A 22194-nucleotide genomic window follows, 5' to 3' on the forward strand; every position below is an offset into this window, starting at 1 on the left:
AATTTTCTGCGACGCAGAGGAAACCGTGGCGCGTTCACAGCGTTTCCCCCTGCCCGCTGACGGGCGCACAGGAGCCGCCATGCCCGTATCCGCCGCCACGATCTGCGTTCTGGCCAACCCCGGCTCGGGCCGCAACAGCCGCGACGCCGAGGCGATCAATGTGGCGCTGGCCGTCTTTGGCCCGCAGGCCGAACTGCGCCACTGGGAACCGGGTGACGATCTGGAGGTGGCGGTGAAACAGGCGGTGGTGGACGGGTTTTCCACCATCGTGGCCGCCGGGGGTGACGGCACGGTGATGGGCGTGGCGCATGCACTGGCGGGCACAAAGGCCCGGCTGGCCGTGCTGCCGCTGGGCACGTTCAACTATTTCGCCCGGGGGCTGGGCATCCCGCAGGAACCGCGCGAGGCTGCCGAGGCGATACTGGCCGGGCATACAAAGCGCATTTCGGTGGGCGCGGTGAACGGCCAGGTGTTCCTGAACAACGCCAGTATCGGCATCTACCCCAAGATCCTGCGCGAACGCGAAGACATCTACAGCCGTTTTGGCCGCCGCCGCATTGCCGCGCATTGGTCGGTGATCCGCACCGTGATCCGGTTTCAGCGCCCGATGACCCTGCGCCTGACCACCGATGGCACGACACGCAGCGTCAGGACACCGCTGCTGTTTGTCGCGCGCTCGGCCTATCAACTGTCGCATTTCGGGCTGGATGCGCAGCAGACGATCAGCGACGATGGGTTTGCGCTGTTCATCGCCAAGGGCACCACGCGGATGGATTTGCTGAACCTCGCCCTGCGGCTGGCAACGAAAACCGTGGTCATCGGGCGGGATGTGGAAATGATCCCGGCCAAATCCATTTCGGTGGAAACCCTGCACCCGATGCCGGATGTAGCCTTTGACGGCGAAAAGGCACGGATGAAAAGCCCGCTCGATTTCCGCATTCTGACCGACGCGCTGGAAATCATCGTGCCTGACACCGCCCACAAGGCCGCTGCATGAGGCGTGTCGTTCACCTGTCCGACCTGCATTTCGGCCGCACCTCGCCCGCGCTGCTGGAACCCCTGCTGGCCGAGGTGGCCGCGCTGACGCCCGATCTGGTGGTGATCTCGGGCGATCTGACCCAGCGCGCGCGCGTCTGGCAATATGCCGAGGCGGCGGCCTTCATCGCGCGCCTGCCGCAGCCGGTGCTGTGCGTGCCCGGCAACCATGACACGCCGCTGGACAATCTGTTCCTGCGGATGCTGAACCCATGGGGCCGCTACCGCCGCTACATCAACCGCAATCTGGAGCCCACGTTCCGCGACGCGGATCTGGCCGTGGTGGGGGCCAATACGGTGAACCGATTCCGCTGGCAGCAGGGCCGGTTTTCGCGCCGCACGCTGGGCCGGGTGCTGCACGGTTTCGCCGATGCGGGCGAACGCACGCGCATCGTCGTGGTGCATCACCCGCTGGAACATATCGAAGGCAGCGCCAAATCCCTGACCCGTGGCGCAGGCCGCGCGCTGAAGGAACTGTCGGCGGCGGGGGCCGACATCGTGCTGTCGGGCCATATCCACACCACCCATGTCGGCCCCTTCACCTCGGCCCCCGGGCTGTTGTTCGTGCAGGCGGGCACCGGGCTTTCCACCCGCCTGCGGCGCGAGGAAAATGCCTTCAACGTGCTCGACATCACCCCGGGCCGCGTCACCATCCGGTCAATCATCGCGGATGACACCGCGCTTTTCCGCCAGAACGCCAGCGCGGATTTCGTGCAAGGCCCCGACGGCTGGGCCCCCGCCTAACTGCCCCGGTAAGTCGAATAGGCAAAGGGCGAGATCAGCAGCGGCACATGGTAATGCGCCCCCGCATCCGGCACGCCGAACCGGATCGGGATCTCGTCCAGAAACAGCACACCCTCCCCCGCCTGCCCGGATGCGCGCAGATAGTCGCCCGCGCCAAACACCAGCTCATAGCTGCCCGTCGTCAGCTTGGCCCCTGCCAGCAGCGGCGCATCGGTGCGGCCATCGGCATTTGTCACCACCTCGGCGATCTTGCGGTGGCTTTGCCCGCTGATCCGGTAAAGCATGATCTTCACGCCCGCCGCCGGCATGCCCCGCGCGGTATCCAGCACATGAGTGGTCAAACGTCCCTCGGCCATCGCATTCTCCCCGGCATCATTCCCGCATCAGTCTTGCCCTGATTTGCCCAAGGAAGCGACAGCCGCGTTGCCCGATAGGACTTTCGCGGATTTCTTGAAAAACGAATGCAGAAACCCCGCCTAGAAACGAGGCAGGTTGACCAAGGAGTTGCCGAATGAACCGTTACCCCCGCGATCTTTCGGGCCATGGCGCAAACCCGCCCGATGCCGCATGGCCGGGTGGCGCGAAAATCGCCGTATCGCTGGTGCTGAACTACGAAGAGGGCGGCGAGAATTCGGTGCTGCACGGCGACGGCCAGTCCGAGGCGTTTCTCAGTGACATCGCCGGGGCCGCGCCCTGGCCGGGCCAGCGGCACTGGAACATGGAATCGCTTTACGATTACGGCGCGCGGGCGGGTTTCTGGCGGCTGCACCGGCTGTTCACCGGCATGGATATTCCGGTGACAATCTACGGCGTGGCCACGGCGCTGGCCCGCAGCCCGGCCCAAGTGGCCGCGATGAAATCGGCAGGCTGGGAAATCGCGTCGCATGGCCTGAAATGGGTCGAACACCGCGACATGCCCGAGCACCTCGAACGCGCCGCCATTGCCGAGGCGATCCGCCTGCATGCCGAGGTGGTGGGGGAACGCCCGCGCGGCTGGTATACCGGGCGCTGTTCGGTCAACACCGTGCGCCTTGTGGCCGAAGAGGGCGGTTTCGACTGGATTTCCGACACATACGACGACGACCTGCCCTATTGGATGGCCGCAGGCGACCGCGACCAGCTGATCATCCCCTACACGCTGGAGGCGAATGACATGCGGTTCGCCACCGCCCCTGGCTATACGACGGGTGAGCAGTTCTATTCCTATCTGAAAGACAGCTTCGATACGCTCTATGCCGAAGGGCAGCAGGGCGCGGCCAAGATGTTCTCCATCGGCCTGCATTGCCGCCTGATCGGCCGCCCGGGCAAGATCGCCGGACTGAAGCGTTTTCTCGACCATGCAAAATCACACGAGGGAGTGTGGTTTCCCCGCCGCGCCGACATTGCCGCGCACTGGGCAAAGACCCATCCCGCCCGACGCTTCCAACGCCCTTCTCAGATGGCACATGAAGAGTTTGTGCAGCGCTTCGGCAGCATTTTCGAACATTCGCCCTGGATCGCCGACCGCGCCTGGCACTTGGAGCTTGGCCCCGCGCATGACACGGCCACCGGCCTGCACAATGCGCTGGCCCGCATGTTCCGCGCCGCCTCGCCCGCCGAACGGCTGGGCGTGCTGACCGCCCACCCCGACCTTGCGGGCAAGCTGGCGGCGGCCAAACGCCTGACCGCCGAGTCCACCCACGAACAGGCCAGCGCGGGCCTCGATGCCCTGACCGACGCCGAACGCAGCGCGTTCGAGCACCTCAACACCGCCTATGTGGCCAAACACGGTTTCCCCTTCATCATCGCGGTGCGTGACAACACCAAGGCCTCGATTCTTGCGGCCTTCCATGCCCGCCTTGCCAACGACACCCCCACCGAATTCGCCACCGCCTGCGCGCAGGTGGAACGCATCGCCGAAATCCGGCTTCAGGACATGCTGAAATGACCACCTATGCCAGCCCCCGCGACGGCCTGCCGCCGCAAACCGACCTGCACACCGGCCGCGCCATCTTTACCGAATCCTACGCCGTGATCCCGCGCGGGGTGATGACCGATATCGTCACCTCCTATCTGCCCGGCTGGGATGGCACCCGCGCCTGGGTCATCGCCCGCCCGATGAGCGGCTTTTCCGAAACCTTCTCGCAATACATCATGGAACTGGCCCCCGGTGGCGGATCGGATGCGCCCGAGCCTGAGTCCGGGGCCGAGGGCGTGATCTTCGTCACCGAAGGCCGCCTCGCGCTGACCCTGGCGGGCAACCCCGACGCGATGGGCCCCGGCGGCTATGCCTATATCCCCGCAGGCACCGCCTGGACCCTGCGCAACACCGGCAAGACCGCCGCGCGCTTCCACTGGATCCGCAAATTGTGGGAACCGGCCCCCGGCCTCAGCCTCCCCGACGCCTTTGTCACCAACGAACAGCACCTGACCCCGGGTGCGATGCCCGGCACCGAGGGCCGCTGGGCCACCACCCGCTTCGTGCCGCATGACGATCTGCGCCATGACATGCATGTGAACATCGTCACCTTCCGCCCCGGCGGCCTGATCCCTTTCGAGGAAACCCATGTGATGGAGCATGGCCTCTACGTTCTCGAAGGCAAGGCGGTCTACAAGCTGAACCGCGACTGGGTCGAGGTCGAGGCGGGCGATTTCATGTGGCTGCGCGCCTATTGCCCGCAGGCCTGCTATGCCGCCGGTCCCGGCCCGTTCCGCTATCTGCTTTACAAGGACGTGAACCGCCACGCCAAACTGCGCGGCCCCGGGGCCTTCGGTGCGCTGAAATGAAACAGGGTATCCCCCCATCGCGGCCAACACGGCAGCGCCCCTCCTCTTTCCAGACCTAAATATCCACGGGGGGTCCGGGGGGCAGTCAGCCCCCCGGCTCCGCCAGAACCGCAAGGCACCCCGCACGATGCCCCGCACCATCCGCACCGAACCCCTGACCCAAGCCGCCTTCGCCGCCTTCGGCGATGTGCTGGATGCATCCGGCCCGCCCGACCGGTTGATCAATGCGGGGCTCTGCGGGCGGTATCACGACCGTGCCACCCTCGATTTCGGCCCGGATGGCCGCGCCGGGATTTCGATATTTTACGCCCAGCCCCGCGCCCTGCCCTATGCGCTTGATCTGCTGGAGCGGCACCCCGAGGGCAGCCAGGCCTTCATTCCCATGACGCAGCACCCGTTTCTGGTGATCGTGGCGCCCGATGACCATGGCACCCCGGGCATCCCCCGCGCCTTCCTGACCGATGGCGCGCAGGGCATCAACCTGCACCGCTGCATCTGGCATGGCGTGCTGACCCCGCTTGCCGCCCCCGGCCTTTTCGCCGTGATCGACCGCATCGGCCGCACGCCAAACCTTCAGGAACACCCGCTGTCCGACCCATGGACCATTGTTTCCGGCGGCTGAACCCAGGGCTGCCGCCTGTCATTCGCGTTTCAGGCGACCCGGCTTTTGCCACCGCCTGACACGCCCTAACCGGCCCGCGCCAAGGGGCGCGCGGGACGGCGCGAAGAACAGCCCCGTCAGGGAAAGGGAACCCGAAACATGACAGAGTCCGTCCACCCCCCCATCCACCCGGTAGATCAGATACTGCCCACGCCCAAGCTTTTCACCCTGGGCCTTCAGCATGTGCTGGTGATGTATGCCGGTGCGATCGCCGTGCCGCTGATCGTGGGCCGCGCGCTGAAACTTTCGCCCGAGGATGTGGCCTTCCTCATCTCCGCCGACCTGTTCGCCTGTGGCGTGGTCACGCTGATCCAGTCGCTCGGCCTGACCCAGTGGTTCGGTGTCAGGCTGCCGGTGATGATGGGCGTCACCTTTGCAAGCGTCGGCCCCATGGTCGCCATCGGCAATGCCAACCCGGGGGCCGAGGGCGCGCGGATGATCTTTGGCGCCATCATCGCCGCGGGCATCATCGCGATGCTGCTGGCCCCGCTGGTCAGCCGGATGCTGCGGTTTTTCCCGCCGGTCGTCACCGGCACGATCATTCTGGTGATCGGCGTCACGCTGATGCGCATTGGCATCAACTGGATCTTTGGCACGCCCGTGGGCCCCACTGCGCCCCGCGTGGTGAACCCTGAACATGCCGAATGGCTGAAGACGGTGACCGATCTGGCCGCCACCACGCCCGCCTTGCCGCCCGTGCCCGCAGGCATGAACATCGCCGCATCCGTGCCGAACCCGGCCTATGCGCCCTTGTCCAACGTGGCGATTTCCGCGGTGGTTCTGGTGTCGATCCTGCTGATCGCACGTTATGGCAAGGGTTTTGTCGCCAATATCTCGGTGCTTCTGGGCATTGTCATCGGCGGCATCATCGCCACCGTGGCGGGCAAGATGGCCTTTGGCAAGGTGGCCGAAGCCGACTGGTTCGCGCTGATCACGCCGTTCCATTTCGGCACGCCGATCTTTGACCCGGTGATGACCATCACCATGAGCCTTGTCATGATCGTGGTGATGATCGAATCCACCGGCATGTTTCTGGCGCTGGGCGACATCACCGGGCGGCCTGTCACGCGGCCCATGCTGACGGCGGGGCTGCGCACCGATGGTCTGGGCACGGTGATCGGCGGGATTTTCAACACCTTCCCCTACACGTCGTTCTCGCAGAACGTGGGCCTTGTGGGCGTCACCGGCATCAAAAGCCGCTATGTCTGCGTGGCGGGGGGGTTGATCCTGATCGTGCTGGGTCTGGTGCCCAAGATGAGCGTGCTGATCGAATCGCTGCCCGTGGCGGTGCTGGGCGGTGCGGGCATCGTGATGTTCGGCATGGTGGCCGCCACCGGCATCCGCATTCTGGCCTCAGGCGTGGATTTTGCGGGCAACCGCAACAACCTGTTCATCGTGGCGGTCAGCCTTGGTTTCGGCATGATCCCCCTCATCGCGCCCGATTTCAAGATGTGGATGCCGCATGCGCTGCACCCGCTGATCGAATCGGGCATCCTGCTGGCCACGATCGCCGCCGTGGGTCTGAACGCCTTTTTCAACGGCGCAAGGGGCACCGAGGCCGACCTGCGCGCCGCCGCAGCGGTGGCGGATCACTGACGACAGCCGGGCAAAAACCACAGGCCCCCGGTTCCGGCCGGGGGCCATGATGCGCCACCGCGCTTTGCGTGCGTCACAGCACGGCCCGTCACCAGGTCGGATGAAACTTCCCCGCCGGTGACTGGGTGAAAATTTCGCATCCCGTGGCCGTGACCCCCACCGAATGTTCAAACTGCGCCGACAGCGACTTGTCGCGTGTCACCGCCGTCCAGTCATCGGCCAGCACCTTGGTTTCGGAGCGCCCAAGGTTCACCATCGGCTCGATGGTGAAAAACATCCCCTCTTCCAGCACCGGCCCGGTGCCCGCCCGCCCGTAGTGCAGCACGTTGGGCGGCGCGTGGAACACCCGCCCCAGCCCATGCCCGCAGAAATCGCGCACCACCGACATGCGATGCGCCTCGACATAGGCTTGTATGGCATGGCCGATGTCGCCGAAGGTGTTGCCGGGCTTCACCGCCGCGATGCCCTTCATCAGCGCGTCATGCGTCACGTCGATCAGGCGTTTCGACTTCGCCGACATCACCCCCGCCACATACATGCGGGAATTGTCGCCGAACCATCCATCGGCAATCACCGTCACGTCGATGTTGAGGATGTCACCCTCCAGAAGCCTGTCATCCGGGCGGCATTTTTCAAGGTCGCGTGAAATCGTCTCGGTCTTGCTCATCGGGATCCGGGCACCCGGGATGCCATGGCAGACCACATGGTTCACAGAAATGCAGGATGCGTGCTGATACCCCTTGTAGCCGATGGTGGCCGAGGTCACGCCGCGCCGCTGCACCTCTGCGGTGATGAAATCATCCAGCGCGGCGGTGCTGACGCCCGGCTGGACCAGCGGCGCCACGGCATCAAGTATCTCTGCCGCCACACGGCCAGCCGCGCGCATGCCGGCGAAATCCGCATCTTCATGGATGCGGATGCCATTTCGGGTGATGCGGCCACGGGTTTCGTCCAAGGCGCCTGTCCTTCCGGTCGGGGTTTTGGCAGTAATAATCAAGGAATCCGGCCTTGGCCAGAGCCGCGACCCGCCTGGCAGGGTTTGAAACTGCCGTCCGCGCGCCCTATACCCATCACAAAGCTGTAGGAGCCGACCATGTCCAACCCCACCGCCGCGATGCTGGTTATCGGCGACGAGATTCTGTCGGGCCGCACCCGCGACGGCAACACCCATTACCTTGCAGGCGAATTGACCCGCCACGGCATCACCCTGGCCGAGGCGCGGGTGGTGCCGGACGCGCAGCCCCGCATCGTGGCGGCGCTGAACGACCTGCGATCGGCCCATGACCATGTCTTTACCTCGGGCGGCATCGGCCCCACGCATGACGACATCACCGCCGATGCCATTGCCGCCGCTTTTGGCGTGACCATCGGCATCCGTGCCGATGCCGCGGCGCTGCTTCAGGCGCATTACGACCGGTCGGGCCTGCCCTTCAACGAGGCGCGGCAGCGCATGGCGCGCATTCCCGATGGCGCGACACTGATCGAAAACCCCGTCTCCATCGCGCCCGGTTTCACCATCGGCAATGTGCATGTTATGGCCGGTGTGCCCAACATCTTTCAGGCCATGGTGGCATCCGTCCTGCCCACGCTGACCGGCGGGGCCCCGCTGCTCAGCCAAAGCCTGCGGGTGAACCGGGGCGAGGGCGAGATTGCAGGGCCGTTCGGCGCATTGGCGGCGGAATATCCGGATCTCAGCATGGGCAGCTATCCATTCCAGCTGAACGGTGCGCATGGCACCAATCTGGTGATCCGCGGCACGGATGCCGCGCAGATCAGCGCGGCGATGACCCGGCTGGCCGCGCTGTTCCCCGCCCAATGACCCCCAGAGAACTGGAGGCGGTGCTGGAGGCGACCTGGCCCCCCGCCGCCACCTGCCGCGCAGGGCCATGGCTGATCCGCGACGGACTGGGCGGGGGCAAGCGGGTGTCGGCCGCCACCGCCGCCGCTGACTGGCAGGTGGCCGACATTGCCACCGCCGAGGCCGCGCAGGCTGCATTGGGCCAGCCCGCGCTGTTCATGATCCGCCCGGGCGAGGATGCGCTGGATGCGGCGCTGGCCGCGCAGGGCTACCGCGTTGTCGATCCGGTGCTGGCCTATGCCGCGCCCGTTGTGTCGCTGGCGCATCCCGCACCCGACCCGACGGCGGGCTTTGCCCATTGGCCCCCCCTGGGCATCACCGCCGACATCTGGGCCAGTTGCGGCACCGATGCCGCGCGCCTGCGGGTGATGGACCGCGCCACGGGGCCAAAATGCGTGATTCTGGGCCGCCACAACGACCGTGTCGCCGGTGTGGCCTTTGCGGCAATCCACGGCGCCACCGCCATGCTGCACGCGCTGGAGGTGCTGCCCGCCCAGCGCAGGCAAGGTTCCGCCCACAGCATGCTGCGGTGCGCGGCAATCTGGGCGCAAGATCATGGGGCTACTCAACTTTCCCTTGTGGTGACGGCGGCCAACACCGGCGCGCGCGCGCTCTATGCTTCCCTGAACATGCAAATTGTGGGACAGTATCACTACCGCATGAAGTGAGCCCGAAGAGGCCAGAGCAGTTGAAACCCGGCGCCCCAACCCGCATTGCGCCCTTTGGCGCGGTGGCTGTCGCAGCACTGCTGCACACATCGGCGGCGCTTGGCCTGACGCTGGAATTTGCCGCCCCCGCCACCACCAACGCCACCCGGCAAGAGGCGCTGACCAGTTACCGCCTGCCCGTCGGTCCCTGGCGCGACGGCACCACCCCCACCACCCTGACCGAAGGCGCGCTGGACCAGACCGCATGGCGCATCGACGCCCCCGGCCTGACCACCCTGCAATTGCTGGCCCCGCTGCGCGACCAGATCGCCGCCGCCGGTTTCACCCCGCTTTACGAATGCGAAACCGATGCCTGCGGCGGTTTCGATTTCCGCTATGGCACCGAGGTGCTGGCCGAGCCCGACATGCATGTCGATCTGGGCGATTTCCGCTATCTGGCCGCCCAAAGGGGCGGGGCGGATGGCACCGAATACCTTAGTCTGCTGGTCAGCCGGTCGTCAGAGGCAGGCTTTGTGCAACTGATCCGCGTGGGGGCCAATGCGCCCGCCATCGTGGCCCCGCCCACGGCGCGGCCCATCGTCAGCGCCTCGACCAAATCGCCGCTGGCGTTGCCATTGTCCAACCTGCCCGCTGACGGCATCGGCGCGCGGCTGGAAAGCGGCGGCGCGGTGGCGCTGGATGATCTGGTGTTTCCCAGCGGCACGGCGGAACTGGCGGCGGGCGATTATGCGTCACTGGCCGAACTGGCCGCCTGGCTGGCCGCGAACCCCGCGCGCAAGGTGGCGCTGGTGGGCCATACCGATGCCTCGGGCACGCTGGAACCGAACGTGGCCCTGTCGCAAAAACGGGCCGAGGCGGTGCGCGCGCGGCTGACCACACTCGGCATCCCCGCCGACCAGATCAGCGCCGAAGGCGTGGGCTACCTCGCCCCCCGGGCCAGCAACCAGACCGAAGAAGGCCGCCGGATGAACAGAAGGGTCGAGGTCATGCTGACCTCGACCCAGTAAAGGCACCTTCGTCGTAAAACCTTGGGCGCGGCAAGGCCGGGGCCTTGCGAAACCCGGGGCCGCTCACCAGTTGTCGGGCCCCTTGTCCATATAGCGCCGCGCCAGAAAATCGATGAACGCCCGCACCTTGGGCTGGGTGAACCGTCCCGGCGGATAGACCGCATAGATGCCCAGCGTTTCCACCGGCAGGCCCGGTATCGCCTCTTCCACCTGTTTGGCCTTCATCGCCTCGGCAAACAGGAAGGACGGCAGATAGGCGATGCCCAGCCCCGAAATCGCCGCGTTCAGCAGGCTTTGCCCGTCGTTCACCGTCAGCCAGCCCGCCGTGCGCACCTGCCGCCGCTCGCCCGAGGGCGCGATCACCTTCCACACATTGCCATTGGCCTGGTTGGAATAATGCAGCAGCTTGTGGTCGTTCAGATCGTCGATCTTCATCGGCCGCCCGAATTTCTGGAAATAACCGGGCGCTGCGATCATCCGCTTCGTGGTTTCGGTCAGCTTGCGGGCGCGCAGGCTGCTGTCCTCCAGATCACCGATGCGGATCGCCATGTCGAACCCTTCGGAAATCAGTTCGACATAGCGGTTGTTCAGCACCATGTTCACGGTGATATCGGGGTATTCCAGCAGGAAATCCCCCAGAATCGGCGACAGCAGGTTCACCCCGAAATCCGTCGCCACCGAAATCCGCAACAGCCCCGAAGGTGCCGATTGCATGGATGTCACCAGCGCATCCGCCTCGCCCGCGTCATTTAGCACGCGGCGGGCACGGTCGTAATAGGCCAGGCCGATTTCGGTCGGGCTGACGCGCCGCGTGGTGCGGTTCAACAGCCGCGCGCCCAGCCGCGCCTCCAGCGCCGAGACATGTTTCGAGACCGCCGATTTCGAGATACCCATCTTTTTGGCCGCATCGGTAAAGCCGCCCTGATCCACCACAGTGGCAAAGGCTTCCATCTCGGTCAATCGATCCATTGTTCTCACCATACAGCCAAAACGGTTCACTCCCCCCGTATTGACCCCGAAATCGGGCAGGATTGCGGTAAGAGCGCGACAAGTCCGGGGTTTTGCAGCAGATCGTTCCGGGGAAGGAAACAACCAAAAGGCGAGTAGCGCAAGCCTAAGCTCTTGGTTTCACATCGGACCAGTCGAAATATCTGCCGTTTCAAGGGCACAATGGCGGCAGGGCCGCCGTTTGAAGTGGAAACGCGGCAACAGTGGCCCATGCGGCAGCTTCATCCCACGCCTATGCGGGGGTGGTGTCCTTTGCACAAGGCACTGGTTGCGAGCCGGGTTAAAGCGCCGCCGCCAGCCGCGCGCCCTGATCTATCGCGCGTTTCGCATCCAGTTCCGCCGCCACATCGGCCCCGCCGATGACATGATGCGCGATCCCCGCCGCCGCCAATGCATCGGCCAGCCAGCGTTCCGGTATCTGCCCCGCGCACAGCACCACCGTATCCACCGCCAGCAGTTGCGGGTTTTCCCGTGTCGGGCCGTGGCTGATCTCCAGCCCATCCGCCGTGATACGCTCGTAATTCACGCCGCCCTGCATGGTGACACCCTTCATCGCCAGCGCGGCGCGGTGAATCCATCCGGTTGTCTTGCCCAGCCCCCGGCCCGGCTTTTCCGCCTTGCGCTGCAACAGATGCACGGCGCGGGCGGGGGCATGCGGCTGGGGCCCCGCGGCGGCCAGCCCGCCCGGCACCAGCGCAGGGTCGCCCACCCCCCATTCGCGCCGCCACAGCGCCGCATCCTCGGTAGGGCTTTGCCCCGCATGCACCAGAAACTCCGCCACGTCGAACCCGATGCCGCCCGCCCCGATCACCGCCACACGCGGCCCCACAGGCGCACGGCGCAGCACGTCGACATAGCCCAGCGCCCGTTCCTGCCCCGGAATACCGGGGTCGCGCGGTGCAACGCCCGTGGCCACGATCACCGCATCAAACCCCGCCAGCATGGCCACATCCGCCGCCACACCCAGCCGCAGATCAATCGTGCTGCGCGCCACCATGGTTTCGAACCAGCGCACCAGCCCGTGAAATTCCTCTTTCCCCGGCACCTGTTTCGCCAGATTCAACTGCCCGCCCAGTTCCACCGCCTTGTCGAACAGCACCACCCGGTGCCCGCGTTCCGCCGCCACCAGCGCCGCCATCAGCCCGGCAGGCCCGGCCCCCACCACCGCCACAGCCTTGGGCGCATCGGCAACGGGATAGGTCAGCACCGTTTCATGGCAGGCGCGCGGGTTGACCAGACACGAGGTCAGCCTGCCGCTGAACGTATGGTCCAGACAGGCCTGATTGCAGGCGATGCAGGGGGCAATCTCTGCCGCCCGGCCCTGCGCCGCCTTGGCCACGAAATCGGGATCGGCAAGGAAAGGCCGCGCCATCGACACCATGTCGGCCAGCCCATCAGACAGAACTCGCTCGGCCACATCCGGCGCGTTGATGCGGTTTGACGCGATCACCGGAATGCCCACTTCGGGCCGCAACCGCCCGGTCAGCCCGGCAAAAGCCGCGCGCGGCACCGATGTGGCAATCGTCGGCACCCGCGCCTCGTGCCAGCCGATGCCGGTGTTCAGGATCGTGGCCCCCGCACCCTCGATGGCGCGGGCCAGCAGCACCACCTCATCCCAGCTTGACCCGTCGGGCACCAGATCAATCAGGGAAATGCGGTAGATGATGATGAAATCGGCCCCCACGGCGGCGCGGACCCGCCGCACCACCTCGACCGGCAGGCGCATGCGGTTGGCATAGGCCCCGCCCCAGTCATCGGTGCGGCGGTTCACATGGGTCACAAGGAACTGGTTCAGGAAATAGCCTTCCGATCCCATGATCTCGACCCCGTCATAGCCCGCCTCGCGGGCACGCACGGCGGCTGTCACCATGTCGGCGATCTGTTTTTCAATCCCCTCGGCATCCAGCGCCCGCGGCACAAAGGGCGAGATGGGCGATTTCACCGCCGAGGCGCTGACACATTCCTTGCCATAGGCATAACGCCCGGCATGCAGGATCTGCATCGCAATCCGCCCGCCCGCATCATGCACCCGGCCCGTCACCACGCGGTGATTGGCAATATCCGCAGGCGTGAACAGCCCCGCCGCACCCGGAAACACCCCGCCCTCGCGGTTGGGGGCCATGCCGCCCGTCACCATCAGCCCCACACCGCCCCGCGCCCGTGTGGCATAGAATTCCGCCACCCGGTTCCAGTCGCCGGTTTCCTCCAGCCCCGTGTGCATCGACCCCATCAACACCCGGTTGGGCAGGGTGACAAAACCAAGGTCCAGCGGTGCCAGAAGATGCGGGTAATGGGTCATGAACGGGCCTCCCTGCCTGCCGCCACCATGCCGCCGGGTGCGCCGCCTGTCACGCCAAACGCGGCGTCAGATTCTGGCGCCGCCGATGCTGCATTGCAGCAAACGCATGACGACCTTGCACCATTGGCGGATGAAACCCCCGCCGCAGCGGACTAATTGACACCCCAGAGAAGGAAACCCCATGACCCTGACAGCCACAACCACCCCCGACACAGGCCTTGCCTATTTTGCCCCGGCTCCCCGCCCCGCCATACCGGCCCCGGCAAAGACCAACCCCGCACAGGCCGCGCTGGATCTGATGTTCGGCTATTTCGACCAGAAATGATGCGCCACCTGCCGGGCCTCAGGGCGCGGCAGGGCCCGCCGTTTCCAGACAATGCCGCCGGAAGGCACGTTTCAGCATGTCGAGTTCCGCGCGCAAAAGGTCGATCTCGGCGCGCAGGTCATCCTCCATCGCCACCCCGGTGATGATGGTGAAATGCGCCAGCCGCTCGCCGCTGGCGGCGTCACGGATCAGGAATGTCTGCACACCCTCGGTCAGCGCCGCCACCGGCACCGGCACGCGCAGCGCCCATTCGCCCGCACGGCCCGGCACCTCGGCCAGCGTGACATTGGGCACCGGGGCCTCCAGATGCAGCACCTCCAGCGCGGGGCGCTGTGGCGCACCCGTCACCAGCCCCTCCCAGACCCCGGCCCTTATGCGCGTCTTGGTCAGCGTGATCCCGGTCATGGCACCCCCTTAAAAATCAGCGCGCGGGCGGCGGCTGAAGGTCACGTCGCGCAGGATGATCTGGTTCATCTCCGGCCCCTCGAAAATCAGGTCGATCCAGATCTTTTCCAGCCGCTTTTCGTTCATCTTGGTATAGGCGAGGTCGAATTCCACCATCACCTCTTCGGCGGCCAGCGGCAGTTCGCGCACGATCTGTTCCACATTCGGGCCATGCTTCACATTCAGCCGGGCAAAGATTTCCAGCGGCTTTTCCATTTCCACGATCACATCCAGCCGGATCAGATGGCGCAAAGTCAGCCCGCGCACTGCATCCTCGGGCAGGTCGATGACAAGGCTCAGGAAAGACCCGTCAAACCGGAACACATCCATGCGGAACCCGTATGGCGCAAGATCGGCCTCGCGGGTGTTCCTGATCTGGCGCACCGTCAGCTCCGACCGGCGGCAGTCGTGAAAGATCGTGGCCCCATCGGCCACCGGCGCCTTGCCGGGAACCGAGGCGAAACCCGGCACCGGTATGGGCCCGCGCCAGATTTCCGGCCGCCACAGCCAGTCGGCCCCCATGGGGCGGCGGATGGCGTTCGACCCGATGACCGGCAGCGCCAGCCGGTGCTCGGCCACATGGATCACCCGGTCCAACTGCCTGCGCACCGCCCGCGCGCGGCCCCTGAGGCCGCGCAGGGTTTCCAGATCCAGCGCGTCAGACCCGTCGGCCAGCAGCCCCCAACGGCGCTGCATGCGGCGATGCGCCAGAGAGTCGATCAGCCACCCCAGACCCTTTGCCATAGCGCCTTGCCATCTACCCCGGACAAAGGGGCGGCCCGACCGCCCCGCAAAAAACCAATCACATATTGCCGCAAACCCGTCAGGATTCCATCCCAAAGCCCTGTGCCCGGTGAATTTTCTGCAAAAGGCTCAACAGGGGGCCGCAGTTGCGGCGCGGCCCCCTTGGCACTTACTGGTCCATATAGACGTGGCGTTCGGCCTTGGCCCCCGGATGCGTCACCGCCCCGTTGCGCGCGCCGCCCACCAGTTTGGCGTATTTCCACAGCGCGCCGCTGGTGTATTCGGTCTGGCGCGGGCCTTTCCATTCAGCCTTGCGCGCGGCCAGATCCGCATCGGTCAGGTCAACCGACAATTCCCCGGTCAGCGCGTTCAGCGTGATCATGTCGCCGGTTTTCAGCAGGGCAATCGGCCCGCCATGCGCCGCCTCGGGGCCGACATGGCCCACGCAGAAACCGCGCGTCGCGCCGGAAAAGCGCCCGTCGGTGATCAGCGCCACCTTTTTGCCCATGCCCTGACCGCTCAGCGCCGCCGTGGTGGACAGCATCTCGCGCATGCCCGGCCCGCCTGCGGGGCCCTCGTTGCGGATGACGATCACATCGCCCTCGGCATATTCGCGGTTCTTCACCGCCTCGAACGCCTCTTCCTCGCATTCGAACACCCGAGCCGGGCCTTTGAACACCTGTTCCGCCTCGGACATGCCCGCCACCTTCACGATCGCGCCTTCCGGGGCCAGATTGCCCTTCAGCCCCACCACGCCACCCGTCTTGGTGATCGGCGTGGCGATGGAATAGATCACCCGGCCATCGGCCTCGCCCGTGATCTCCTCCAGGCTTTCGCCCAGAGTTTTCCCGCTGGCGGTGATGCAATCCAGATGCAAGAGCCCGGCCTTGGCCAGCTCCTTCATCACCACCGGCACGCCGCCAACCTCATACAGATCCTTGGCCACATATTTCCCGCCCGGCCGCAGATCGACGAAATAGGGCGTGTCGCGCATGATGTCGGCAACGTCGAACAGATCGAAATCCAGCCCCGCCTCATGCGCAATCGCGGGCAGGTGCAGCGCGCCGTTGGTCGAACCGCCCGTGCAGGCCACAACCCGCGCGGCATTCTCTAGGCTTTTCAGCGTCACGATATCCCGCGCGCGGATGTTCTTTTCGATCAGGTTCATTACAGCGACGCCCGACGCCTCGCCATACTGGTCGCGCGATTCATAAGGTGCCGGTGCCCCCGACGAATTCAGCAGCGCCAGCCCGATCGCCTCGGACACGCAGGCCATCGTGTTGGCGGTGTATTGCGCGCCACAGGCGCCCGAGGACGGGCAGGCCACCCGCTCCATTATCTCCAGCTCGGCGGCAGAAAGCGTGCCCGCCTGATTTTTCCCCACCGCCTCGAACATGTCCTGCACGGTGATGTCCTGGCCCTTGTAGCGGCCCGGCAGGATCGACCCGCCATAGATGAACACCGACGGCACGTTCAGCCGCACCATGGCCATCATCATGCCGGGCAGCGACTTGTCGCAACCGGCCAGACCCACCAGCGCGTCATAGCAATGCCCGCGCATCGTCAGTTCCACCGTATCGGTGATCGCGTCGCGTGACGCGAGGGATGACCGCATGCCTTCATGCCCCATGGCAATGCCATCGGTCACGGTGATGGTGGTGAATTCGCGTGGCGTGCCGCCAGCCTTCTTCACCCCGTGCTTCACGATCTGCGCCTGACGGTTCAGCGCGATGTTGCAGGGCGCGGCCTCGTTCCAGCAGGTTGCCACGCCCACCCAGGGCTGGTGAATCTCTTCCTCGGTGATCCCCATGGCATAGAAATAGCTGCGGTGCGGCGCGCGGGCCGGGCCTTCGGTCACATGACGCGAGGGCAGCTTCGACTTGTCGAAACGGGTGTTCTGCATGGGGTTCCTCCGGCGAATGGGCTGGGCAACGGAATAAAGGCCCCCGCCGCAAGGGGCAAGCGCGATTGCATCCCCGCGCCAGAAGCCGGTTGCCAGCGCGCGGGCCTTGCTGTTGAGTTGCCTGTAAAGGGGAGATCAGATGCACGCAACCGAACTGGCCAAGGCGCTTGCCGGGCAGGAAAACCTTTACGCCGCCCTTGCGGATGCCATCCGCGCGCAAGACGTGACCGATGACGCCGGCACGGTTCTGGCCGCCCTGCGCCCCGCGCTTGACGCGGCCACCGGTGCCCGCCTTGCCGCCGTCGATCAGGGCCTTGTCGCCGCCGTGATCCGCCATGCGCAGGGGTTGGCCCCCATTCCCGCCGCACCTGCCATCCTCGCCCATATTGCCAGCCTCACGCCCGCGCCGCTGTTCCTGCCGCCCATCGCCGACAGCGCCAGCATCCCCTTGCCCACCAATGGGCAAGACCCCACGATGCCCGGCTTTTCCGACCGCGCCTTTGACGCATGGTTCGCGGCCAAATCCGTGCCCTACGGCCTTGGCCTTTATGCCGAACGCCGCCGCGTCTATGCCACGCCGCAGTTTGCCGATGCCGCCAGCCCCGAACGCCGCACCGCCCATCTGGGCATCGACGTGTTCGCCCCCGCCCTGACCCCGGTCTATGCGCCCCTTGCGGGCAAGGTCCGCCACATCACCTATAACGCCGACCCGCTGGATTACGGCCATACCCTGATACTGGAGCATGACGCGGGCGGGATACCGTTCTTTACCCTCTACGGCCACCTCGCCCATACCCTGCCGGGCCTGCTGGCCGTGGGCGACAGCGTGCAGCCCGGCCAGCACATCGCCCATCTGGGTGACTGGCATGAAAACGGCGGCTGGGCCGCGCATATCCATTTCCAGATCATGACCGACATGCTGGGCCAGACGCAGGGCAATTTCTTTGGCGTTGGCCATGACAGCCTGTGGCCAGTCTGGGCCGCCATCTGCCCCGACCCCAACCTGATCCTGCGGCTGCCCCCCGAACGGTTTTCTCAGGCGGCCTTGGGCGGATAAAGCGGCTCAAACAGCCCCAGCCCCCGCGCCGTGGCAATATCGGCCAGCAAATCCCGCTCCGCCGCGCGGAACAGGTCATCCAGATCACTGATGACAAAATACACCGGCTGGTGAATGTCGATCCGGTAGGGCGTGCGCAGCATGTCGATCACGTCGAACGCCCGCCGCTGCGGCCCCTCGCCCACCGACCACGGCAGTTCCCCGGGCGAGGATGCGAGGCCAGACCCCAGCGCCTTCACCACCCCCGCCTCCTCCATCAGGCCAAACTCGATGGAAAACCAGTAAAGCCTAATCAGCCAACTGTAATCCTCCTTCGTCGCCCGCAGCCCCGTGGCCCCGATCGCCTGCGAAAACGCGGCAAAGCGTGGGTCGGCCAGCAAGGGCGCATGGCCGAACACCTCGTGAAAAATATCCGGCTCCTCGATATAGTCGAAATCCCTGCGCGACCGGATGAACGACGCCGCCGGAAACCGCCGTTCCGCCAGCATGCCGAAAAACCGCCCGAACCCGATCAGCGCGGGCACAGGCTCCACCCGCCAACCGGTCAGCGGTTCCAGCACCGCTGACACATCGGGGCATTGCGGCACGCGGTCTGCTGGCAAATCCACCGCCGCCAGCCCATCCAGATAGGGCCGCGCCATGTGCCGCCGCACATTCGGCATCTGCCGCGCCACCAGATCGCGCCACACTGCATCCTCCTCGGGCGTATAGCCGATGCGGCCCGTGGCATCGGGGATCTTGGCCTCGTAACTCGTGGATTTCGGCATGGCGGCACCCTTGCGTTGAACATCCCCCCATTCTGCCCCAAATCGGCGAAATTTTTGCCCTTTCCGGGCCGGATCATGCAAAACTTGGCAACATGAAACCTCAAAGCCCGCCAAAAGCGAAACACCATGCCCCAAGCCCCGCTCGACGACGCCGACAAACGCCTGCTGCGCCAGTTGCAGCGCGATGCACGCATCAGCACGCAGGATCTGGCCGACCGCGCCGGCCTTTCGGCCTCGCCTGCATGGCGCCGCGTCAAACGGATGGAAGATGCGGGCCTCATCCGCAAACATGTGGCCATGCTTGACCCCAAACGGCTGGGCCTCAGCGCCGTGGCCTATGTGCATGTGTCCTTGCTCGACCATTCCGAGCCCACGATGGCGCGTTTCGACGATTTCGTGCAGCATCAGGATCAGGTGGTGGAATGCGCTTCGATCACCGGATCGGATGATTACCTGCTGAAGGTCTACGCCCGCGACCCCGAGGATCTGGAACGCTTCATCATGCGCAAACTGCTGGCCCTGGGCATCGTGCGGTCATCGACCACGAATTTCGTCTTGCGCCAGACCAAATATACCACTGAACTGCCACTCGACTGACCGAGGATACCATGACCCCACTTGCCCGGACGCTTGCCGCCATCGACGCCGCCAATGCCGCCGACCCAAATGCCGAGGATGGCCGCCCCGCCGCCGCCCTTTACGGCGAACGCATGTCGGCAGAACTGGCCCGCCTGTTCCCCGATGCCTCGCCGCTCCTGCAGATCGCCGCGCGCGGCCAGCACGTCGAACGCTGGCTTCTGCCGCGCGACGCCTACCCCGAGGGGCGCACAGGCTATCTGGACTGGCGGCGCGAACAGGCCCGCCGCCATGCCGAACGGGTGGCGGGCATGATGGCCGATGCCGGCTACAGCGCCGATGACCAGACCCGCATCGGCACCCTCTTGCGCAAGGAAGGCCTGAAACGCGACCCCGAGGTGCAGGCGCTGGAGGATACGATCTGCTTCACCTTCCTGCGCTGGTATTTCGCCCCCTTCGCCGCCAAACACCCCGCCGAGGACGTGCAGCGCATCGTGGAAAAGACCGCGCGCAAGATGTCAACCGAAGGCCGCGCACGGGTGCGGGCAGAGTTTGATTTGCCGGATGCACTGGCGGCAGCCTTCGAAGGCTGATCCAGGCGCCCAAGCCCGATCTCCGGCCTGCTCTTTCCAGACCCAAGTATCCTCGGGGGGGCGGGGGGCAGACAGCCCCCCGGCGGCCAACCAGAAGTGCCAGGATGGGACAACTCATGCGCAAACCCGCCACCTTTGCCGCCCTCGAAAAACTTGGCCGCGTCCGGCTGTCGAAGCATTTCGTCTTCCGCGACTTCCTGCATTCCGAAATCGCCAGCTTCCACGGCATCGCCAACATCCCCGACGACCCCGATCTGGCCATCGCCGCAGGCACCCGGCTGGCGACCGACCTGATTGACCCGCTGGTCGAAACCTTTGGCCCGATCACCATCCGCTCGGCCTACCGCGCACCGGCGGTCAATGCCTTCGGCAATGCGCATGGCCTGAACTGCGCCCGAAATGAGGCCTCCCACGCCAACCACATCTGGGACCGGCGCGATGCGCAGGGCCGCATGGGGGCCTGCGCCTGCATCCAGATCCCGTGGTTCGCCGACCAGTATGAGCGTGGCCGCGACTGGCGCGATCTGGCCTGGTGGATTCACGACCATCTGCCCTATTCCGAACAGTTCTATTTTCCGATCCGCGCCGCGCTGAACCTCACTTGGCGCGAAGACCCCGACCGCCGCATCGCCAGCTACATCGCCCCGCGCGGTGTGCTGCTGCGGCGGGGCGAAGAACCAGCCGAAACGTCGGCCCGGCGCCGTGCCCGCCATACCGATTTCCCGCCCTTTCGCGGCATCCGCTATCCCTGACGTGGCGCGCGCCATGCAGACGCGATGTGCATCACAATCATACATTGTCTGCATCACAAAATAGCGGTTGACCCTGCCCGGGTGCAGACGCAACTTGCCGCGCCAGCCGGAGCGCGCCATGACCAAAGCCCCCCTCTTTACCCCCGTCCTGATCGCCGGTTGCGTGATCCTGATGATCGGATTTTCCATCCGGGCCAGCTTTGGCGTTTTCCAGATCCCGATTGCCGAGGAATTCGGCTGGCTGCGCGCCGAATTCTCGATGGCCATCGCCATCCAGAACCTGGCCTGGGGTATCGGCCAGCCGATTTTCGGCGCGCTGGCCGAACGTTTCGGCGACCGCAAGGCCATCATCGCGGGGGCGCTGTTCTATGCGGCGGGTCTGGTCCTGTCCAGCTTCGCCGTGACGCCAGGGCAGCACCAGTTTCTTGAAATCCTTGTGGGTTTCGGCATTGCGGGCACCGGCTTCGGCGTCATTCTGGCGGTGGTGGGCCGCGCGGCCTCGCCCGAAAACCGCTCCGTCGCGCTGGGCATCGCCACCGCCGCAGGTTCGGCCGGCCAGGTGTTCGGCGCCCCGGTGGCCGAGGCGCTGCTGGGCTTTTATTCGTGGCAGACCGTGTTCTTGATCTTTGCCGTGGTGATCCTGCTGGCGCTGTTTGCGCTGCCCTTCATGCGCTCCCCCGTCGCCGCCACGCGGCAAGAGCTGGAGGAATCGCTGGGCACGGTTCTGAAGCGCGCCTTCCGCGACCCATCCTTCAGCCTTATTTTCATCGGATTTTTCTCCTGCGGTTATCAGCTGGCCTTCATTACCGCGCATTTCCCCGCCTTCGTGACCGAAGTCTGCGGTGCCATCGACCCCACCGGCATGCTGGCCAGCCTTGGCATCACCACCACCTCGGCGCTGGGGGCGGTGTCGATCGCCGTGATCGGGCTGGCCAATATCGCGGGCACCATCACGGCGGGCTGGCTGGGCAAGCATTATTCCCGCAAGAACCTGCTGGCATTGATTTATCTGCTGCGCACCATCGTTTCGGCAGTGTTCATCCTGCTGCCGATGACACCTGCCTCGGTGCTGCTGTTTTCGCTGTTCATGGGGGCCTTGTGGCTGGCCACCGTGCCGCTGACCAGCGGTCTGGTCGCCCATATCTACGGGCTGCGCTACATGGGCACGCTTTACGGCCTCGTGTTCTTCAGCCACCAGCTTGGGTCGTTCGTGGGGGTCTGGCTGGGCGGGCGGATGTATGACCTGACTGGCGATTACACGTTGGTCTGGTGGATCGGCGTGGGGGTGGGGGCGTTTTCGGCCATCGTCCACCTGCCGGTCAAGGAAAAGCCGCTGGGCCTGCAACCGGCCTGACATTCTTCGCAAACCGCCTGAAAAACAGGCATTTCCC

At 65.6% G+C, this 22194-nt stretch carries 23 protein-coding genes; 15 read left to right on the top strand and 8 right to left on the bottom strand.

Annotated elements, in window-relative coordinates:
• Nucleotides 1-79: 79 nt before the first annotated feature.
• Both GEU84_RS09610 and GEU84_RS09615 read left to right on the top strand, forming a co-directional pair.
• Nucleotides 80-997, top strand: a complete 918-nt coding sequence (locus tag GEU84_RS09610; RefSeq protein ID WP_152825885.1) for a diacylglycerol/lipid kinase family protein — start codon at nucleotides 80-82, stop codon at nucleotides 995-997.
• Complete coding sequence (locus GEU84_RS09615) at nucleotides 994-1779, top strand: metallophosphoesterase family protein (protein WP_152825887.1); 786 nt, start codon at nucleotides 994-996, stop codon at nucleotides 1777-1779. Before GEU84_RS09610 ends, GEU84_RS09615 begins: the two co-directional genes overlap by 4 nt.
• Here GEU84_RS09615 and uraH read toward each other — a convergent pair.
• Nucleotides 1776-2135, bottom strand: a complete 360-nt coding sequence (gene uraH, locus GEU84_RS09620) for a hydroxyisourate hydrolase (protein WP_152825889.1) — start codon at nucleotides 2133-2135, stop codon at nucleotides 1776-1778. The two genes, GEU84_RS09615 and uraH, sit on opposite strands and share 4 nt — an antisense overlap.
• A 155-nt stretch (nucleotides 2136-2290) precedes the next feature.
• On the opposite strand from uraH, the gene puuE reads away from it, so the two are divergent.
• From puuE to GEU84_RS09640, 4 genes are all read left to right on the top strand, one after another.
• Nucleotides 2291-3706, top strand: coding sequence for an allantoinase PuuE (gene puuE / locus GEU84_RS09625; protein WP_152825891.1), 1416 nt, complete (start codon nucleotides 2291-2293; stop codon nucleotides 3704-3706).
• A complete protein-coding gene (locus GEU84_RS09630; protein WP_152825893.1) occupies nucleotides 3703-4545 on the top strand; it encodes a bifunctional allantoicase/(S)-ureidoglycine aminohydrolase in 843 nt (280 codons plus the stop codon). The genes puuE and GEU84_RS09630 overlap by 4 nt, the downstream gene beginning before the upstream one ends.
• A 127-nt stretch (nucleotides 4546-4672) precedes the next feature.
• Nucleotides 4673-5167, top strand: a complete 495-nt coding sequence (locus tag GEU84_RS09635; RefSeq protein WP_152825895.1) for an ureidoglycolate lyase — start codon at nucleotides 4673-4675, stop codon at nucleotides 5165-5167.
• 138 nt (nucleotides 5168-5305) lie between these two features.
• The gene (locus tag GEU84_RS09640) at nucleotides 5306-6802 is read left to right on the top strand and encodes a nucleobase:cation symporter-2 family protein (protein ID WP_152825897.1); all 1497 of its coding nucleotides are present in this window, start codon (nucleotides 5306-5308) and stop codon (nucleotides 6800-6802) included.
• Between the two features lie 88 nt (nucleotides 6803-6890).
• Here GEU84_RS09640 and map read toward each other — a convergent pair whose 3' ends face one another.
• Complete coding sequence (gene map, locus GEU84_RS09645; RefSeq protein WP_152825899.1) at nucleotides 6891-7757, bottom strand: type I methionyl aminopeptidase; 867 nt, start codon at nucleotides 7755-7757, stop codon at nucleotides 6891-6893.
• Between the two features lie 138 nt (nucleotides 7758-7895).
• Between map and GEU84_RS09650 the strand changes: the two genes are divergently transcribed.
• Genes GEU84_RS09650 through GEU84_RS21430 form a run of 3 tightly spaced genes read left to right on the top strand, consistent with a single transcriptional unit; the run spans nucleotide 7896 to nucleotide 10335 of the window.
• Nucleotides 7896-8621 carry a competence/damage-inducible protein A gene (locus GEU84_RS09650; RefSeq protein ID WP_152825901.1) on the top strand — a complete coding sequence of 242 codons (726 nt, stop codon included), beginning with the start codon at nucleotides 7896-7898 and terminating at the stop codon, nucleotides 8619-8621.
• Entirely contained in the window at nucleotides 8618-9328 is a 711-nt protein-coding gene (locus GEU84_RS09655; protein WP_152825903.1) for a GNAT family N-acetyltransferase, read from the top strand. Before GEU84_RS09650 ends, GEU84_RS09655 begins: the two co-directional genes overlap by 4 nt.
• Entirely contained in the window at nucleotides 9325-10335 is a 1011-nt protein-coding gene (locus GEU84_RS21430) for an OmpA family protein (RefSeq protein WP_174539750.1), read from the top strand. Before GEU84_RS09655 ends, GEU84_RS21430 begins: the two co-directional genes overlap by 4 nt.
• A 63-nt stretch (nucleotides 10336-10398) precedes the next feature.
• On the opposite strand, the gene GEU84_RS09665 is transcribed toward GEU84_RS21430, so the two are convergent.
• Complete coding sequence (locus GEU84_RS09665) at nucleotides 10399-11304, bottom strand: LysR family transcriptional regulator (RefSeq protein ID WP_152825907.1); 906 nt, start codon at nucleotides 11302-11304, stop codon at nucleotides 10399-10401.
• Nucleotides 11305-11623: 319 nt separating this feature from the next.
• Nucleotides 11624-13642: an oxidoreductase gene (locus tag GEU84_RS21345; protein WP_152825909.1), complete on the bottom strand. Its 2019-nt coding sequence runs from the start codon at nucleotides 13640-13642 to the stop codon at nucleotides 11624-11626.
• 181 nt (nucleotides 13643-13823) lie between these two features.
• On the opposite strand from GEU84_RS21345, the gene GEU84_RS09675 reads away from it, so the two are divergent.
• Entirely contained in the window at nucleotides 13824-13967 is a 144-nt protein-coding gene (locus GEU84_RS09675; RefSeq protein WP_174539751.1) for a hypothetical protein, read from the top strand.
• Between the two features lie 18 nt (nucleotides 13968-13985).
• Here GEU84_RS09675 and GEU84_RS09680 read toward each other — a convergent pair whose 3' ends face one another.
• The 3 genes from GEU84_RS09680 to ilvD all read right to left on the bottom strand — a co-directional run bounded on the left by GEU84_RS09680 (nucleotide 13986) and on the right by ilvD (nucleotide 17058).
• Nucleotides 13986-14372 carry a hypothetical protein gene (locus tag GEU84_RS09680; RefSeq protein WP_152825911.1) on the bottom strand — a complete coding sequence of 129 codons (387 nt, stop codon included), beginning with the start codon at nucleotides 14370-14372 and terminating at the stop codon, nucleotides 13986-13988.
• A gap of 9 nt (nucleotides 14373-14381) precedes the next feature.
• The gene (locus GEU84_RS09685; protein WP_174539752.1) at nucleotides 14382-15155 is read right to left on the bottom strand and encodes a DUF6478 family protein; all 774 of its coding nucleotides are present in this window, start codon (nucleotides 15153-15155) and stop codon (nucleotides 14382-14384) included.
• A 169-nt stretch (nucleotides 15156-15324) separates the two neighbouring features.
• Nucleotides 15325-17058 carry a dihydroxy-acid dehydratase gene (gene ilvD / locus GEU84_RS09690; RefSeq protein WP_152825913.1) on the bottom strand — a complete coding sequence of 578 codons (1734 nt, stop codon included), beginning with the start codon at nucleotides 17056-17058 and terminating at the stop codon, nucleotides 15325-15327.
• A 139-nt stretch (nucleotides 17059-17197) separates the two neighbouring features.
• On the opposite strand from ilvD, the gene GEU84_RS09695 reads away from it, so the two are divergent.
• Nucleotides 17198-18115, top strand: coding sequence for a peptidoglycan DD-metalloendopeptidase family protein (locus GEU84_RS09695; RefSeq protein WP_152825915.1), 918 nt, complete (start codon nucleotides 17198-17200; stop codon nucleotides 18113-18115).
• Here the strand turns inward: GEU84_RS09695 and GEU84_RS09700 are convergent.
• Nucleotides 18094-18882 carry a phenylalanine 4-monooxygenase gene (locus tag GEU84_RS09700; RefSeq protein ID WP_152825917.1) on the bottom strand — a complete coding sequence of 263 codons (789 nt, stop codon included), beginning with the start codon at nucleotides 18880-18882 and terminating at the stop codon, nucleotides 18094-18096. The genes GEU84_RS09695 and GEU84_RS09700 overlap by 22 nt on opposite strands.
• Nucleotides 18883-19008: 126 nt before the next feature.
• Between GEU84_RS09700 and GEU84_RS09705 the strand changes: the two genes are divergently transcribed.
• From GEU84_RS09705 to GEU84_RS09720, 4 genes are all read left to right on the top strand, one after another.
• Nucleotides 19009-19479, top strand: a complete 471-nt coding sequence (locus tag GEU84_RS09705) for an Lrp/AsnC family transcriptional regulator (RefSeq protein ID WP_152825919.1) — start codon at nucleotides 19009-19011, stop codon at nucleotides 19477-19479.
• Nucleotides 19480-19490: 11 nt separating this feature from the next.
• Nucleotides 19491-20051 (top strand): DUF4202 domain-containing protein, encoded by a 561-nt coding sequence (locus GEU84_RS09710; protein ID WP_152825920.1) that lies wholly within the window; start codon nucleotides 19491-19493, stop codon nucleotides 20049-20051.
• Nucleotides 20052-20155: 104 nt separating this feature from the next.
• Nucleotides 20156-20803 carry a hypothetical protein gene (locus tag GEU84_RS09715; protein ID WP_241427638.1) on the top strand — a complete coding sequence of 216 codons (648 nt, stop codon included), beginning with the start codon at nucleotides 20156-20158 and terminating at the stop codon, nucleotides 20801-20803.
• Between the two features lie 118 nt (nucleotides 20804-20921).
• Entirely contained in the window at nucleotides 20922-22157 is a 1236-nt protein-coding gene (locus GEU84_RS09720) for an MFS transporter (RefSeq protein WP_152825922.1), read from the top strand.
• The last annotated feature ends 37 nt before the right edge of the window (nucleotides 22158-22194 follow it).

The sequence above is a fragment of the Fertoeibacter niger genome (assembly GCF_009380135.2).
Taxonomy (GTDB): domain Bacteria; phylum Pseudomonadota; class Alphaproteobacteria; order Rhodobacterales; family Rhodobacteraceae; genus Fertoeibacter; species Fertoeibacter niger.